This window comes from Methylovirgula sp., from assembly GCF_037200945.1.
GTDB lineage: Bacteria > Pseudomonadota > Alphaproteobacteria > Rhizobiales > Beijerinckiaceae > Methylovirgula.
The window spans coordinates 2022516-2037693 of record NZ_JBBCGP010000001.1 but is presented as its reverse complement, the minus strand read 5'-3'; the positions used below and the strand labels follow the sequence as shown (position 1 = coordinate 2037693).

17 protein-coding genes and 1 pseudogene are annotated in these 15178 nt (G+C 59.9%); 6 read left to right on the top strand and 12 right to left on the bottom strand.

Annotated features, from left to right (window positions below; translation table 11 throughout):
• Positions 1-21: 21 nt before the first annotated feature.
• Together WDN02_RS09970 and WDN02_RS09965 are read left to right on the top strand one after the other, a co-directional pair.
• Positions 22-498: a hypothetical protein gene (locus tag WDN02_RS09970; RefSeq protein ID WP_337293344.1), complete on the top strand. Its 477-nt coding sequence runs from the start codon at positions 22-24 to the stop codon at positions 496-498.
• A gap of 244 nt (positions 499-742) precedes the next feature.
• Positions 743-1021 (top strand): hypothetical protein, encoded by a 279-nt coding sequence (locus WDN02_RS09965; protein WP_337293343.1) that lies wholly within the window; start codon positions 743-745, stop codon positions 1019-1021.
• 579 nt (positions 1022-1600) lie between these two features.
• On the opposite strand, the gene gatB is transcribed toward WDN02_RS09965, so the two are convergent.
• From gatB to WDN02_RS09940, 5 genes are all read right to left on the bottom strand, one after another.
• Entirely contained in the window at positions 1601-3088 is a 1488-nt protein-coding gene (gene gatB / locus WDN02_RS09960; RefSeq protein ID WP_337293342.1) for an Asp-tRNA(Asn)/Glu-tRNA(Gln) amidotransferase subunit GatB, read from the bottom strand.
• Positions 3089-3332: 244 nt separating this feature from the next.
• Positions 3333-4367, bottom strand: coding sequence for an IS110 family transposase (locus WDN02_RS09955; RefSeq protein WP_337292223.1), 1035 nt, complete (start codon positions 4365-4367; stop codon positions 3333-3335).
• Positions 4368-4514: 147 nt separating this feature from the next.
• Entirely contained in the window at positions 4515-5996 is a 1482-nt protein-coding gene (gatA, locus tag WDN02_RS09950; protein ID WP_337293341.1) for an Asp-tRNA(Asn)/Glu-tRNA(Gln) amidotransferase subunit GatA, read from the bottom strand.
• Between the two features lie 48 nt (positions 5997-6044).
• Entirely contained in the window at positions 6045-6332 is a 288-nt protein-coding gene (gene gatC, locus WDN02_RS09945) for an Asp-tRNA(Asn)/Glu-tRNA(Gln) amidotransferase subunit GatC (RefSeq protein WP_337293340.1), read from the bottom strand.
• Between the two features lie 64 nt (positions 6333-6396).
• On the bottom strand, positions 6397-7092 hold the full coding sequence (locus WDN02_RS09940; protein ID WP_337293339.1) for a metal-dependent hydrolase: 696 nt from the start codon (positions 7090-7092) through the stop codon (positions 6397-6399).
• A gap of 114 nt (positions 7093-7206) precedes the next feature.
• Here WDN02_RS09940 and ruvX point away from each other — a divergent pair, with 114 nt between their 5' ends.
• Positions 7207-7689, top strand: coding sequence for a Holliday junction resolvase RuvX (gene ruvX / locus WDN02_RS09935; RefSeq protein ID WP_337293338.1), 483 nt, complete (start codon positions 7207-7209; stop codon positions 7687-7689).
• Positions 7690-7697: 8 nt separating this feature from the next.
• Here the strand turns inward: ruvX and WDN02_RS09930 are convergent, their stop codons facing one another.
• Positions 7698-9083: a histidine kinase gene (locus tag WDN02_RS09930; protein WP_337293337.1), complete on the bottom strand. Its 1386-nt coding sequence runs from the start codon at positions 9081-9083 to the stop codon at positions 7698-7700.
• 227 nt (positions 9084-9310) lie between these two features.
• Here WDN02_RS09930 and WDN02_RS09925 point away from each other — a divergent pair, with 227 nt between their 5' ends.
• Positions 9311-9928, top strand: a complete 618-nt coding sequence (locus WDN02_RS09925) for a response regulator transcription factor (protein WP_337293336.1) — start codon at positions 9311-9313, stop codon at positions 9926-9928.
• 40 nt (positions 9929-9968) lie between these two features.
• Here the strand turns inward: WDN02_RS09925 and WDN02_RS09920 are convergent, their stop codons facing one another.
• The 4 genes from WDN02_RS09920 to WDN02_RS09905 all read right to left on the bottom strand — a co-directional run bounded on the left by WDN02_RS09920 (position 9969) and on the right by WDN02_RS09905 (position 13044).
• Positions 9969-10466 carry a hypothetical protein gene (locus tag WDN02_RS09920; protein WP_337293335.1) on the bottom strand — a complete coding sequence of 166 codons (498 nt, stop codon included), beginning with the start codon at positions 10464-10466 and terminating at the stop codon, positions 9969-9971.
• A 180-nt stretch (positions 10467-10646) separates the two neighbouring features.
• A complete protein-coding gene (locus tag WDN02_RS09915) occupies positions 10647-11600 on the bottom strand; it encodes a D-2-hydroxyacid dehydrogenase (protein ID WP_337293334.1) in 954 nt (317 codons plus the stop codon).
• Positions 11601-11625: 25 nt separating this feature from the next.
• On the bottom strand, positions 11626-12492 hold the full coding sequence (locus WDN02_RS09910) for an extensin family protein (RefSeq protein ID WP_337293333.1): 867 nt from the start codon (positions 12490-12492) through the stop codon (positions 11626-11628).
• A gap of 63 nt (positions 12493-12555) precedes the next feature.
• Complete coding sequence (locus WDN02_RS09905; protein WP_337293332.1) at positions 12556-13044, bottom strand: peroxiredoxin; 489 nt, start codon at positions 13042-13044, stop codon at positions 12556-12558.
• A 239-nt stretch (positions 13045-13283) separates the two neighbouring features.
• Here WDN02_RS09905 and WDN02_RS09900 point away from each other — a divergent pair.
• Together WDN02_RS09900 and WDN02_RS09895 are read left to right on the top strand one after the other, a co-directional pair.
• Positions 13284-13361, top strand: a pseudogene (locus WDN02_RS09900) (KGG domain-containing protein); the annotation flags it as partial.
• Between the two features lie 81 nt (positions 13362-13442).
• A complete protein-coding gene (locus tag WDN02_RS09895) occupies positions 13443-13604 on the top strand; it encodes a general stress protein (RefSeq protein ID WP_337294911.1) in 162 nt (53 codons plus the stop codon).
• A 62-nt stretch (positions 13605-13666) separates the two neighbouring features.
• On the opposite strand, the gene WDN02_RS09890 is transcribed toward WDN02_RS09895, so the two are convergent.
• The gene (locus WDN02_RS09890; RefSeq protein WP_337293331.1) at positions 13667-14275 is read right to left on the bottom strand and encodes a UdgX family uracil-DNA binding protein; all 609 of its coding nucleotides are present in this window, start codon (positions 14273-14275) and stop codon (positions 13667-13669) included.
• The gene (locus WDN02_RS09885) at positions 14272-15174 is read right to left on the bottom strand and encodes a DUF72 domain-containing protein (RefSeq protein ID WP_337293330.1); all 903 of its coding nucleotides are present in this window, start codon (positions 15172-15174) and stop codon (positions 14272-14274) included. The genes WDN02_RS09890 and WDN02_RS09885 overlap by 4 nt, the downstream gene beginning before the upstream one ends.
• Positions 15175-15178 lie beyond the last annotated feature (4 nt).

Sequence of the window (15178 nt, the reverse complement as noted above, 5' to 3'; positions counted from 1 at the left end):
CCCCAGAACCTACCGGCAGGAATGAAAACAATCCGAAGTCACCGCGACATTGAATCCTGCAAAGCCCCGATCGCCGCGCCGCTACCGATCCTGCGCGGCGCCGCGATACGTGTCTGCGGGCTTGGGGCCGCGCTGGCTTTGATCTTCGCGGGAGGTATCTGCGCAATATGCCCATTGGCGCAGGCGGCGCCAACGCCAATGCCGCCGCAGCGGCCGTCGAACCTCGCGCCGGAACAGAGCACGCCCACGTTGCCGGAACAAACATCACCTCAGCCTGACGCCCCAACGGACACGGCTCCGGTTACGCCCCCGCACGCAGCGGACGAACCGATCAAACCCGGACTGATCAATGAAGGGCCAGGAACTCTGCTGAAACTGCCGTCAGCGTCGCACGCCCGGATGCATGAGTGCGCAGTCGAATGGCAGAACATGAAAACGACCGGCACGGCGGTCGAGAAGACGTGGTTTAACTTCGCGCTTAAATGCCTGACGCGATAAACCAAACGCAGCATGGCCGCCGATTGGGTCCGCCGGACGCGATATAATAGAGCAAATCAACGAAGACGGAACGGCCAGTGTGGCATCAGAGCCAAATGGGGCTCAGAGCACGTCCTCGGGCGAAAACCGCGAACCGAGGAAAAATCTGGCCGTCTCCGTCTTCTTGTTTCAACGAGTTTAGACCGACTCCGGCGCCGCCGGCGCTGGGGCCTTTGGCTTGCGCGGGGAAGACTTGCGCGCCTTTTTGGCGGCAGCCTTCTTCACCGGCGACTTGCGGGCCGATGTACGGGCCTTCTTCGCCGCGGTCTTTGTGGCGCGCTTCGCAACTTTGCGCGTCGCCTTCTTTACGGTCTTCTTGCCAACCGCTTTGCGGACCGTCTTCTTCACGGCCTTCTTCACGGCCTTCTTCGCAGTTTTCTTCGCCGCTTTCTTAGCGGGTTTACGTTTGGTGGTAGCCTTCACCATCTTCAAGTTCCCTCTGTTGTTTTGCCGGCATGCGTTTCTTTGCCGACAAGAGGCGTAAATAGCGTAGCGCGGTTAATCAGTCGTGCAAGAGGGGCTTGCGTACGAGAGGCCGAATCGTTCAGCGATTCTGCGCCATTTGTCTTAGTAAGACGTTGCTTCGTGCGTTGATTGCGAAGCCTTCGCCAACATCAACGCGTGGCATTCGCAGGCTCTGCATCAGGGCGTACGAACAGCGTGCAGAGATGCGCAACAAAACTCCAGACAACATCGCATTCAACCGCATGCGACTGCGTTGCTCGTGCGCACGCGAATGCAAAGTTATTGTTTTTCTTGAATCAATTTCCGTTTCGTAACTTCAGACGTGAACGGTGATGAAGATCGTTTGCGCGTCTTCGCACGCGCGTCGCACCCATGATGAGAGGTGCTTTGTCAACGCGCAGCGACGTCTCGCTGCCGACGAAACGCGCTTCGATGCAGCGCTGTGCGGGTCCGCAGACGATTGCCATCGCGGGGTTAAAACGCCTGCAAAAATTTTTTTATGGGACTCGAAAAAAAATGCGCAAAAGTGCTTCGCGCAAGGTTTCGCAAAGCCTCGAAACGCGATTCGCACGATTCGTGGACTGATTCGAACCGCTGTTCAGATGCCGAGTTTGGTCTTCAGAAGCTCGTTAACAGCCTGAGGATTGGCCTTACCGCCGGTTTGTTTCATCACCTGTCCGACGAACCATCCGAGCATTGATGGCTTGGCCAGAGCTTGCGCGACCTTGTCGGGATTGGCGGCGATGATCTGATCGACGGCCGCTTCGATGGCACCGAGATCGGTGACCTGCTTCATGCCCCGCGCTTCGACGATGCCGCGCGGATCGCCGTTCTTCTCGTCCTCGATCAGGATCAGCAGCACGTCTTTGGCGATCTTCCCGGAGATCGTGCCGTCGGCGATGAGATCAACGAGCCCGGCGATCTGGGCGGGTGTCAGATGCGTCTGCGGCACCGCGAGGCCGACCGAATTGGCGTAAGCCGAAACGTCACCCATGACCCAATTGGCAACGACCTTCGCATCGCGCTTGGCGCCACCATGCGCAACGGCGGCCTCGTAATAGTCCGCCGTCTCCTTATCGGCGACGAGAACAGTCGCGTCGTAAGCCGGCAGACCATAATCGGCAATGAAACGCGCGCGCTTCGCATCTGGCAACTCCGGCAGATGCGCCGCGAGATCGTCGACATAGGTTTGATCGAATTCGAGCGGCAAAAGATCGGGGTCGGGGAAATAGCGGTAGTCGTGCGCCTCTTCCTTTGAGCGCATCGAGCGCGTCTCGCCCTTGGTGGGATCGAAGAGCCGCGTTTCCTGATCGATCTTGCCGTCGTCTTCGAGAATACCGATCTGCCGGCGCGCCTCATATTCGATCGCCTGGCCGATGAAGCGGATCGAATTGACGTTCTTGATCTCGCAGCGTGTGCCAAGACCCTCGCCGGGGCGCCGGATGGAGACATTGACGTCAGCGCGCAGCGATCCCTGTTCCATATTGCCGTCGCAGGTGCCGAGATAGCGCAGGATAGTTCTGAGCTTGGTGACATAGGCCTTCGCCTCATCGGCGGATCGCATATCCGGCTTTGAGACGATCTCCATCAGCGCCACGCCGGAGCGATTGAGATCGACGAAGGAGTCTGTCGGCGATTGGTCGTGAAGCGACTTGCCCGCGTCCTGCTCGAGATGTAGCCGCTCGATCCCGACTTCGATCCGCTCAGCCGGCGTGACGTCAACCGTCACGATACCCTCGCCAACGATCGGGCTTTTGTACTGCGAGATCTGATAGCCCTGCGGCAGATCGGGATAGAAATAATTCTTCCGGTCGAAGCTCGAGCGAAGGTTGATCTTGGCCTTGAGGCCGAGACCGCTGCGGATTGCCTGGGCAACGCATTCCGAATTGATGACCGGCAACATGCCGGGCATGGCCGCATCGACCAACGAGACATGGCTGTTTGGCTCGCCGCCGAATTCCGTCGAAGCGCCGGAAAAGAGCTTCGACTTCGATACGACCTGGGCATGAACCTCCAGGCCGATCACGATTTCCCAATCGCCGGTCGCGCCTTTGATAAGCTTCGAGGGGGCTGCATGCGTGTTCATGGGATGCCTTCCGTAATGGGCCTTTGGGTGTCAATCCTCGTTTATCCATCCGCCGGTATCACGCTTCCGTCCGTGGTCGGCGTCTTGCCGCCACAAGATGACATCAGATGGAAAGTCGGAGCCGATCTCAGTTGCGCGCTCGAAGCGCAAGGCACTACACGGTTTTCCGACCTTCCGCGTCCCGGCGAAGGGACCTCGGAGAACGTCCTTACGGACTGTTCAATTCATCAACAACATTACGACTTCATGCCGAAGCGGCGCCTTCCTCCCGGTTCCAGTGGAACTCGCTGCCATCGACCCACATGCGATGCAGGACAGTGGCCAGCTTGCGGGCCACAGCCACCAGCGCCCGCTTGGCGCCTCGCCGGCGGGCGACCATCATCCCCCAGGCTTTCAGCGACGATGGCCGCGCCTTGAACAGCAGGACCAGGGCGGCTTCATAAAGGGTAGCACGCACCATAGCGTCGCCAGCCTTGGTGATACCGCCGCTCACGTCCGTCTCGCCCGACTGGTATTTCCGCGGCGTCAGGCCGAAATGAGCGCCGACGGCACGCGATGATTTGAACCGCGCAGGATCGTCGATCGCCGAAGTAAAGGTCAGCGCCACCACCGGCCCAACGCCCGGTGCCGTCATCAACCGCCGACATATCCCGTCCTGCCGCACGATCGCCAGCAGTTGGCGGTGTAGCTTGGCGAACTCCGTCCGCAGCGCTTCCCGGCACCGCAACAGTGGCTCAATGACGCTTTCCAGCATCGCCTGGCCAGCGATCAGCTCATGCACTCGGCCGGCGAATCCCAACCTGCTCGCCAGACCAACCTTCAAACCGAAGCCCCGCAACAGGCCGCGGATCGCGACCTCAATGTCGATCATCTTGCCGAGCAGCAGCTTGCGCGCCGTTAGCAGGACCCGCGTTTCCTGCGCCGGCAGCGACTTGCGATGCACTGAACGAAACCAGCCCATGCGCAGCAGCTGGGCAATGCCGCGGGCATCCTTCCGGTCGGTCTTCACCGTCATTGCCGAAAGGGCCGCCTTGACGTGCCGGGTTTCCAGCAAGACCACTTCGTAACCGGCATCCGTCAACCCCGCGTGCAGCCACTGCGACAGCGGACCCGCCTCAAGCCCGATCCGGATTACAGGAAAAGCCAAGCCTGCAAACAGCGCCGCCAGCGCAGCCGGCTCGCTCGAGACCTTCGCCTCCCGGATGATCTGGCCTTTCTCGTCCACAATACACACGCTGCTCTGTTCCAACGAAACGTCGATCCCGGCATAATACTCCATGGCAGTCCTCATACTGTTTGGGGCCGTAAGGACCCCGTTGATCTACACATCATCAGTATCGGGGACTGCCACCCCTACCGGCTAGAGCCAGTGCGCCGGCCCATTACGTCATCTCAGTTCATTTCTATCTTGGGCGCCGTCCGCAGATCACGCCCACCATTTCGGCGGCAGATCGATCTTCGGCGCGGCTTGCTCGATGGCTGCGGCGACGGAGAACAATGTTTCCTCGTCAAAGGCACGGCCGATCAATTGCAGTGCGAGCGGCAGGCCTTCCGACGAAAGCCCGGCGGGCACCGCGATGCCGGGCAAACCGGCCATGTTCACCGTCACGGTGAAGACGTCGTTCAAATACATTTCGACCGGATCGCCGCTACCCTTCTCGCCCTGGCCAAAGGCGGCCGATGGCGTCGCCGGCGTCAGGATCGCATCGACGCCCGCAGCGAAAGCGGTTTCGAAATCACGCTTGATGAGGGTACGGATTTTCTGCGCCCGCACATAATAAGCATCGTAATAGCCGGCTGAGAGGACGTAGGTGCCGATCATGATGCGCCGGCGCACTTCCTTGCCGAAGCCGGCGGCGCGCGTGTTTTCGTAGAGATCGGTAATATCCTTGCCGGGCACGCGGAGCCCATAGCGCACGCCGTCATAGCGGGCGAGATTGGACGAGGCCTCGGCCGGCGCCACAATATAATAGGCGGGTAGCGCATAGCGCGTGTGCGGCAGCGAAATCTCGACAATCTTGGCGCCGGCATCCTTCAGCCACGCGACGCCATCGTCCCACAGCTTGGCGATCTCCGCCGGCATGCCATCGAGCCGATATTCCTTCGGAATGCCGATCACCTTGCCCGCGATCGACGTGCCAATCGCGGTTTCGTAATTCGGCACTGGCTGATTGACGGACGTCGAATCCTTCGGATCATAGCCCGCCATCGAACGCAACAGGATCGCCGCATCGCGGACATTGCGCGCAATCGGACCAGCCTGATCGAGAGATGACGCGAACGCCACGATGCCCCACCGCGAACAGCGGCCATAGGTCGGCTTGATGCCGACAGTGCCGGTAAACGCAGCAGGCTGGCGGATCGAGCCGCCGGTGTCGGTTGCTGTCGCGCCATAACAAAGACGCGCCGCGACCGCCGCCGCCGAACCACCCGACGAACCGCCGGGCACGATCTTGACGTTCGAACCGGGGCGCCGCCACGGCGAAACGACCGGACCGAAATAAGATGTCTCATTCGACGAGCCCATCGCGAACTCATCGAGATTGAGCTTGCCGATCATCAAAGCACCATCACGCCAGAGATTGGCCGAGACGGTCGATTCATAGGTCGGCACGAAGCCTTCGAGGATATGGCTCGATGCCGTCGTCTGCACGCCTTCGGTGCAATAAAGGTCCTTGATGCCGAGCGGGATGCCTTCGAGCGGCCGCGCCTCGCCCGTTGCAAGCCGCGCGTCCGATTGGGCAGCCATCGCAAGCGCCTTCTCCGGCGTCTCAACGATGAAACAATTGAGCGCCCGGCCCTGCTCCATCGCCGCGATCTGCGCTTTGGTCAGTTCGACGGCGGACACCTCTTTCTTCACCAGCGCATCGCGCGCCGCAGCGAGGCTTAATTCGGTCAAATCGGTCAAAAGTTGCTCTCTATATATGTAGATATATGTCGATCTCTGGAAACGGCTCTATTCGACGACCTTCGGCACGACGAAGAAATGATCTTCGGTCACCGGGGCGTTGGCGACGATTTGATCGGCAATCTCGCCGTCGTCGACGACATCCACACGCTCATAGAGATGCATCGGCATCACAGAGGTCATCGGCTCCACGCCGCTGACATCGACGCTGCTCAATTCCTCGACGAAGGCGAGAATCGAATTCAATTCGTCGGCCAGATGCGGCACCTCGGCATCGGCGAGCTTGATCCGGGCCAGATGGGCAATACGGCGAACGGTCGCCTGATCAACAGCCATAATGTCTCCTCAGAAGAGCCGAGCCTATAGCATCCAGCCGCCGGTGCGGGCAACGAAAGACGCCTCAGACGCTCAGCGTCTCGCCGATGGCAGGCACCCAGGTCTTCGGCTTGCCATTGAGCGCGGCGACGAACTCGCCCGGATCCTGGGCCAACATATCGAAGGTCCCGTAATGGCAGGGAATCGCCGTCTCGAAATCGAAATAGCGATGCACGGCCTCCGCCGCGATCCTGCCGCCCATGGTGAAGCGGTCGCCGACCGGCACAATGCCGATCTTCGGTCGATAAAGCTCCCTGATCAAAGCCATGTCCGAGAAAATCGCCGTATCGCCCATATGAAAGATCACCGGCCCCGCGTCGGGGGTAATGACGATCCCCATCGGCTCGCCAAGATAAATCGGCTTGCCATCCACGATCGTGCCGGACGAATGAAAGGCCGGGGTAAAGCTCACTTTGAAATCGTCGAGCGCGATCGTGCCGCCGATATTGCCCGGATTGATGTTCGACGCGCCCAGCCCGGCGAGGTAGACACACACTTCGAAGCTTGAAAGCAATTGCGCGCCGCTCGCCTTGGCGATTTCGACACTATCGCCGACGTGGTCGTCATGGCCATGCGTCAACAGGATGTGGGTCACGCCGGCGGTCACCGCCGCAAAATCGAGATGAAATTTCGGATTGCCGCGCAAAAACGGATCAACGAGGATGACCGAAGACCGGGTTTCGATCCGGAACGCCGAATGGCCGAGCCAGGTGATTTTCATGGGTAACTCCAAAACCGGACAAGCGCCGCTGCCCGTCGTGGCGCGCTGGGGGGGACATAACTCAATCTCCGTCCCGCGGCCACAACCCCGGCGCAACGGAGCCGTGTCCAAGGCATGAGCGAAGCAGGCGTTGCAATCGAGGACCTCGGACCCCGCCTCGCCCGCGGCCAGAGATTAATGGGGATCGATCTCGGCACGAAGACGATCGGGCTCGCGCTTTCGGATGTCGAACGCCGGCTCGCGAGCCCGCTGGAAACGCTGAGGCGGGGAAAGTTTTCCGTCGATGCGGATACTTTGCTCGCCCGCGCCCGGAAATTCGACGTTGCCGGTTTTGTCATTGGCCTGCCGCTCAATATGGATGGCAGCGAAGGCCCGCGCGTTCAGGCGACGCGCGCCTTCGTCCGCAATCTTATTCGTTTGACGGAAGCGCCGTTCGTCTTCTGGGACGAGCGACTATCGACAGCCGCCGTCACGCGGGCACTGATTGAGCAGGATGCCTCGCGCGCGAAACGTGCCGAAGTCGTCGATCGGATGGCCGCCGCCTATATCCTGCAAGGCGCGCTCGATCGCTTGAACACGCATCTTCGTGGCCTCTAGCGTCGTTTCTACTCCGCCACGCCGAGCGCCATTTCATCGATCTGCGCGAGCGGAAAGATCGCTTCGACCTGCGTGCCATGTCCGGCGAGTGGCGTGACGCTGAGCCGGCCGCCGCAGCCCTGAACGCGCTCGTTCATGCCGGTGAGGCCAAGGCCGCGCGTGGCCGTGTCACGGATACCGACGCCGTCGTCTTCGACGACCACGCGCAGAGCCTCGGCCGCAGCGACCCCGCCGTCGAAAGGAATATAATCGAGAAGCACCCGCGCCTTCGTTGCCTGCGCATGACGGAAAATATTGGTCAGGCTCTCCTGCACCACGCGATAGGCGGCAAGTTCAATTGCTTCGCCGACAAGATCGAAGTCATCATTAAGATCGAGCGAAATCTCGAGTTCTGGATGGGCCGCGCGCCAGGAGCCGACGAGCGTGCGTAGCGCCTCGGCGAGACCCAATTCATCGAGGCCCGGCGGGCGCAGCCGTTGCAGCAGGCGGCGCAGCAAGGTCTGAATTGCTTCCGCCTGCTCGCCGATGGAGGTGACATTCTGCCTGATGACAGGCGCCGCCGGCAGGGAGCCGCTCAGCGCGCTGACATTCGCGCGGATGCAGAACAGGGGCGGACCCATCTCGTCGTGGAGATCGCGAGCGATCTGGCCACGCTCCTCCTCCTGCACGCGCATCATCTGATGAATCAAGCGATGGTTCTCGGCACTGACCTTGGCCAGATTGACGGCGAGTCCGTTGATCTTGTTTCCGATGTCAACGAACTCTGGCGGCCCGCGCGGCACGAGTTTGATTTCGGTATCGCCGCGCGCCAGCCGAGTGATCGCATTGCCGACATCGGCGATCGGCGCAATGGCGCGGCCGACGAGAAGCAGGATCAGCCCGAAAAGACAAACCCCAAAAGCGAGCGTCGTCGCGGCGACCGAACACACCTCACCCCAAATTTCAGTGACCTCGTTCGTCGGGTTGGCGGCGATGACGATGTCGCCGTAATTGCGGCCATGGATCGTCGCTGGAACGATGGTGACACTTGGGCGCTGCTGAAACAGGTTCAGGAACCACGCCGGCGCACCGCCCGGCGGGCTTGTATATAAAGTGAGCGGCAGCGTCTGGGCCTGTGCATCATCAGCCGCGACCAGGATGCGCACATGCCGTAAGTCCTGCAATTGCGCGAGCAGGCGCCGCAGCGGCGGCTCGGGGTCGGGCGTTTCCTGCAAACTCGCAAGTGCCGTCTCGACCAATTCGCGCGCCAATACCTCGTCGCTTTCACCTTCCGCTGCAATGCGGGGCCATGCATTCCAGCCTATCAAGGCAAAATTGACCAGAAGCGAGAGAAAAAGCATGGCGCCAAGGAGAAGGTTCAAGCGCCAGCGCAACGAAAGTCTCTGCATTTTCATGCCCCCTTCCCACCGCAGCCCGACCCTGCACTCATGTTCGGCACTGGAAAGCCCAAACCTTCCTCCTGAATTCGGGAGTATTTGCTATGGCAAGCGTGATATTTTCCATGCGGAAAAGCATAGACGTCCGAATTGTCCTGCTAACCGTCTAAGATATCAGCGAAAATCGTTGACGTATATTGTCCGGGATCGCAAGATCGCCACCATTCCAAGCCGGATCGGAGAAAATGAAGATTCTCATCGTCGATGATCATCCCGTCATCCTTTCAGGATGTCGCGCGATGCTCTCGCCATACTCGGATTTTGAAGCATTCGATGCGCTCGATGCAACGCAAGCCTACGATGAATACGTCGAGAAACGACCTGATGTCGTCGTGATTGACATCAACCTGCCCGGCATGTCGGGATTTGCGCTCACGCGCCGGATTCTCGACTTCGACCCGCAGGCGAAGATCATCATTTTCACGATGAATGACGATCCGATCTTTGCGGCACGTGCGATCGAAAACGGCGCCAAAGGCTATATTGGCAAATGCGAAGATCCTGCGCGTTTCGTCGCCGCCATCCGCGCTGTCGCAGAAGGCCAGACCTTCCTGCTGCCTGAAATGGCGCAAAAGCTGGCGTTCCTCGATCCGCGGCGGCGGGATTTTTTGACCGGCCTCAATCCGCGCGAATTGGAAATATTGCGGCTGCTCCGCAGCGGCAAAAGCATGGCTGAGATCGCGGGTATCATCAACGTGTCTTACAAAACGGTCGCGAATTCCTGCGCTGTCTTGAAGCGCAAACTCGGTGCCCGCACGCCGCTCGATCTCGTCCGTATCGCGGTGGAAAATAAACTGGCGTGATCTCTCCCCGGGCTTGCCGGAGAGAGATCTGTATCAAATCCTACCAGCCACTCTGATCGTTCTGATATTGCGGGTAGCCGTTCTGGTATTGATTGTGGGTTGGACCCCACCAATCGTTGCCATTGTTAGGCGCATAGCCATAATTGCCGTAGTCGGGACTGTAGCCGTAGCCGTTATAGCCAGCCGGCGCGTAGTACGAGTCGGGGCTATAATAGCCGTAGCCATAGGGATAACCGGTCGCGACGGCCGTAGCAGTGCCCAATGTCGAACCGACAACAGCACCAGCCGCGACGACCGGGCCATCATCGCGATAGCCGTTATCATACCCGTCGCGATAATATCCTTCCTGCTGATAACCATAGTCATGGCGCTGCGGCGTCGAATAGCGATAGTACATTGCGCGGTGCATTCTGTGATGAATCGTCTGGCTGCCAGCCGGTTGTGACCAATCCTGCGCCGATGCCGCGCCAGCGGACCCGACCGCAAGCGCGCCGGCCAATGCCAAGCTCGCAAGCTTCGTTTTGTTTTCTCGTAGCATTTAAGCCTCCTTTTCTTTCAGGCGATGCGCAGCCGCTACCGACCGCGCTCGTTTGCCAGACCGACTTACGCCGAACGACAAGAATCGTTCCGAGCACGGCGGAGGCGTGGCGCGAAAAAAAATGGCGCCGCACAGAGAGTGCGGCGCCAAATAATTGAGAGATAAAAGAAAAGCCGACGCTTATTCTAGCACAAGATTGCGCGGATTGCCGGCAGCCCAGGCCTCGATGTTGTCGACGAGCTGGTTGGAAAGCCCCGTCATCGCTTCGACACTAGCCCACGCGACGTGCGGTGTGATCAGCAGGTTCGGCAGATCGGCATCAAGCAGGACATTGCCATTCTTTGGCGGCTCGACCGTCAACACGTCGAAACCCGCGCCGCCGATCTCGCCCGATTTCAACGCCTCGGCCAAAGCCTTTTCGTCGACAAGGCCGCCACGCGCGGTGTTGATGAGAATAGCATCGTTCTTCATTTTCTTGAGTTCAGCGGCGCCGATGACGTTGCGCGTCTGCTCGGTGAGCGGACAATGCAACGAAATGACATCGCTCTCGCGCAACACCGTATCGAGATCGACCTTGCCGGGGAAATCGTAGAGATCGGTGGCGATGACCTTCATGCCCAAAGCCTCGGCGCGCGCGCCGACCGATTTGCCGAGCGCGCCATAGCCGATGAGGCCCAGAGTCGAACCGGCAATGTCGCGGATCGGGTGATCGAAATAGCAGAATTGGTTGATCGTCTGCCATTTGCCACGGCGCACGTCCTGGACATAGGGAACGAGACTGCGGCGCAGCGCGAAGATCAACGCGAGTGTATGTTCGGGCACCGTGTTGTCGGCATAATTGCGGATGTTCGAAACAATGATGTTGTGTGCCTTGCAATAGGCCTTGTCCACGCAATCGGTGCCGGTCGCGGCGACAGCGATCAATTTCAGCTTCGGCAGCTTTTCGAGGCTCGCGGCGCGGACCTGCACCTTGTTGATGATCGCGATGTCGGCGTCGGCCAGACGCTCAACCACCTGGTCGGCGACCGTCTCCTCGTATTCCTTGTAGCTATGCGGAAAATTCGGCTGTCGCACGGGGACGCCGATTGTCGCACGGTCGAGGAAAACGATATTGTAATGCTTTGTGTCGGCCACGGGCGCCTCTCCTTTTCGCCTTTCCTTATGTGTGCCGGCCGTGAACGTCAATTCCGGACCCCACCTTCGGCATTTTGGGGCCCTGCGCCGGCATTTTCGGGCCGAATGCCGGAGGCGTCACATTCCATTCGCAGATGCGAAAATCGTGATGGCGCTGTTCAAGATCGACGTGCAGATGCGTCTCGTGAAACACGTCGCCGCCGGGGCCGAGAACGGTCCTGAAACGGGTGCAAGCGGTCGCTCTGATCTGCGTCAGGAATACTGGTTGTGGGGCGTCCTTTTCGATCAAAATTGTCTGCCCGTTGCGCAGAACAAAACCGCGCAGATCAAGGGCATTGCCCTTGGCGTGTTCGCTGAGTTTGGCGCGGACCAAATGGTCGCGGTTGCGGCATTCATAACCGTTCGATCCGAGAATTTTGGCCAGACCGCCAGCAGGCTTCAACGCCGGCGCGACATCCTCACGGAACCACGTGCCGAGCGTCTCAGCTAAATCGCAACGGATCAGCGATGGCGGCTCGAACGGCACTTTCGTCCCGTCCTTGAGGATGACGGCGGACAACGTCACGGGCGTCGCAATGCCGCAACCATTGGGACCGCTAACGGCTGTTGCGGCTGCGACGACAATTTCTTTGCTTTGCAGCACGGCGGGACATGTCGGATCAGGCGCGGGGACAAACGGCGCGGGCGCTGCCGCGACGGGCGCAGGTGCCACCGGAGGCATTGGCAGCACCGGCACGGGATTGGCGGGCCGAAGATCGCCAGGACGTGCGGGCGGCAACGGCGGGCCATCCTGTTCGACTAAATCGCTTGGTCGCAGAGGAGGCACCGGCGCCGCCGCGAAATGGCGCGCCGCTAAGCCGTCGGTGAAGAGCCCGGACAGAAGAAGCGCCAAAAGAAAAGCCGGACACATCCGCATCCGGCTTAAACGCGGCAAATCGCCTAAGGCTGCTTCAAATTATAATTGCTTCAGCAAAGCTTCGGCGCTCGACACATCGGCTTTGCCGGATGCCTGCTCGATGTTGAGCTGCGTCACCACACCATCGTCGACCAGCATCGCGTAGCGTTGCGAGCGCAGACCAAGGCCGCGATCGGCGAGATCAAGCGTGAGACCAAGGGCCTTGGCAAAAACGGCGCTGCCATCGGCGAGGAAAACAAAGCCTTCGTGATCGGCGCCGAGCGATTTCGCCCAGGCGTTCATCACGAAAACATCGTTGACCGACGTGACCGCGATTAGAGCGACGCCTTTATCATGCAGATCACCCTCCTTTTCGACAAAGCCCGGAACGTGATTCAGCGAACACGTCGGCGTAAAAGCGCCCGGCACGCCGACAAGCGCAACACGGCGCCCGGCAAAAATCTCGTTTGTCGTGCGCGGCTGCGGACCATCGGCCGTCATCACGGTAAAAGTCACTTGTGGTAGCGCATCACCTATATTGATTGTCATATCCGCCTCTTCGCTTCGTCGCGGCCGAAATTAGCCGTTCCAGCGGCAATCTCAAGCCAGCAGGAGCGGAAGTTTTCTCAAGTTGCCGTGTGACGACGATGCATTTGATTATTCGAGCGAAGCGGCGGCGGCACCTTCAAAATTAAGCATCGTTAATTTCGGAACAAGCCTTGGGGGCACACGTTCGCTAGACAGCCGGTGGTTCCGGCAATCGAAGTCCATTTAGATGGGAGAACATTATGGCGAATACGACCTCGAACCGTGGCTTCGCTTCGATGGATGAAGAGAAGCAACGTGAGATCGCACGCAAAGGCGGCGCCAGCGTCCCCGCTGAAGAACGCAGCTTTTCGCGCGATCACGCGCTCGCCGCGGAGGCTGGCCGGAAGGGCGGCGCAAGCGTGCCCGATGAAAAGCGCAGCTTCTCTCAAAACCACGAGCTTGCATCTGAGGCTGGACGCAAGGGTGGCCAGATGTCCGGTGGCAATTTCGCGAACGATCGCGAACGCGCAGCGGAGGCTGGACGCAAGGGCGGCGAAGCTTCGCACGGCAGCCGCCATTAACTCAGCGACGAGTCGATCTTTGATGGCAGCCGGGATCAGCAATCCCGGCTGCCAATCATATTTCAAGGTGCCTTCAAAAATTCCAAGGCAAAGCGAAGGTCATCGACGAGTTCGCGAAACGCGTGCTCTTTTTCGTCAGAATCACGAAGGCGCAAAATCGCCGATGGATGTGTGGTCGCAAGAACCCGCCATGGCTCGATGTCCAAAATTTGCCGCCGCACGCGTGAAAGCACGACCGGCTTGCCCTTTAGCGAACTCGTGGCCGTGACGCCAAGCGCGACGATAAGTTTGGGGCGAACGATCTCCAATTCGCGATCAAGCCACCAGCGGCATGCTTGGATCTCGCCGCGCGTCGGCTGCTTATGCAGCCGGAACTTGCCGCGCTGCTCATGTTTGAAATGTTTGACGGCATTTGTGACGTAACAGGCGGCGCGGTCGAGGCCGGCCTCGGCGAGCGCACGATCGAGCACCTGCCCCGCTGGACCGACGAAAGGTTGGCCGGCGAGATCTTCCTTGTCGCCAGGCTGTTCACCGACGAGCATGATCGCAGCGTTTGCCGGGCCTTCGCCGAAGACGACCTGCGTCGCATCGCGATAAAGCGGACAGCGCGTGCAATGCGCGGCCTCTTCGGCAGCGTCGTGCAGGCGGTGCGCGAGGTTCGCGCGTGTCATGCGGCGCGATCCTCATGGCCCGTGGCAACGCCGAGTTTTTTCATCAGCGTCAGGGCGTCGGTCGGCGCGCGCAATTTATCGGTATTATCGAAGAAGACAAAAACATCACGAGGCTTCGGCGGCTGCCCATGCGCCGGCGCGGCGAACTCGCCATTATGCATGGCTATGCCGGAGGTCCATTTGCGGATTCGCGCGGCCCATTCGTCGAGCGCCGCATCGTCATAGCCGCTTCGATAAAGCTCGGTCGATCCATGCAGCCGGCAATAGACAAAATCGGCGGTCAAATCCATGAGGCGCGGCCATTCGACGGTGTCCGCACAGACAAAGGCGACATCATGCGCGCGCAGGAGATCGACGAAAGCCGCATCGACAAAGCTCTTATGGCGAATCTCGACGGCGTGCCTGATGGGACGCACGGCATCCGTCTTTAACCAGGCGCGGCCTTTGAGATGATCGTCATGCCGATGCGCTAGGGCCGACGCAGCCGCCGTATCGTGCGGCAGATGTCCAAGAAATTCAGCGAACCGATCTCGGTCGAACTGGAAGCTAGGCGGAAATTGCCAGAGGATCGGGCCGAGCTTCGACCCAAGCGCAAGCACGCCGGAGGCAAAGAAATTCGCAATCGGAATGAGCGCATCGCGCCCGCGTTTGACATGCGTGATGAAGCGCGGCGCCTTGACCGCGAACAAAAAGTCATTCGGCACCTGCGACGCCCAGGCGCGGTACGCATCCGGCCTTTGCAGGCCATAAAAGGTGCCGTTGATCTCGATGGCGCGGAAAAATAAACTCGCATACGCGAGTTCCTGCTTTTGCAGCAGGCCTTTTGGAAAGAACTGGCCGCGCCACGGCGCATAGGTCCAGCCGGAAATTCCGATCCTGATGTCCCCGTCCTGTCCCATCTCC

Bases quoted from the DNA above. Each gene is read 5' to 3' on its own strand.
- WDN02_RS09970 (WP_337293344.1), top strand. From the start codon at position 22: ATGAAAACAATCCGAAGTCACCGCGACATTGAATCCTGCAAAGCCCCG.
- gatB (WP_337293342.1), bottom strand. From the start codon at position 3,088: ATGAACACGCATGCAGCCCCCTCGAAGCTTATCAAAGGCGCGACCGGC.
- WDN02_RS09955 (WP_337292223.1), bottom strand. From the start codon at position 4,367: ATGGAGTATTATGCCGGGATCGACGTTTCGTTGGAACAGAGCAGCGTG.
- gatC (WP_337293340.1), bottom strand. From the start codon at position 6,332: ATGGCTGTTGATCAGGCGACCGTTCGCCGTATTGCCCATCTGGCCCGG.
- WDN02_RS09940 (WP_337293339.1), bottom strand. From the start codon at position 7,092: ATGAAAATCACCTGGCTCGGCCATTCGGCGTTCCGGATCGAAACCCGG.
- ruvX (WP_337293338.1), top strand. From the start codon at position 7,207: ATGAGCGAAGCAGGCGTTGCAATCGAGGACCTCGGACCCCGCCTCGCC.
- WDN02_RS09930 (WP_337293337.1), bottom strand. From the start codon at position 9,083: ATGAAAATGCAGAGACTTTCGTTGCGCTGGCGCTTGAACCTTCTCCTT.
- WDN02_RS09925 (WP_337293336.1), top strand. From the start codon at position 9,311: ATGAAGATTCTCATCGTCGATGATCATCCCGTCATCCTTTCAGGATGT.
- WDN02_RS09920 (WP_337293335.1), bottom strand. From the start codon at position 10,466: ATGCTACGAGAAAACAAAACGAAGCTTGCGAGCTTGGCATTGGCCGGC.
- WDN02_RS09905 (WP_337293332.1), bottom strand. From the start codon at position 13,044: ATGACAATCAATATAGGTGATGCGCTACCACAAGTGACTTTTACCGTG.
- WDN02_RS09890 (WP_337293331.1), bottom strand. From the start codon at position 14,275: ATGACACGCGCGAACCTCGCGCACCGCCTGCACGACGCTGCCGAAGAG.
- WDN02_RS09885 (WP_337293330.1), bottom strand. From the start codon at position 15,174: ATGGGACAGGACGGGGACATCAGGATCGGAATTTCCGGCTGGACCTAT.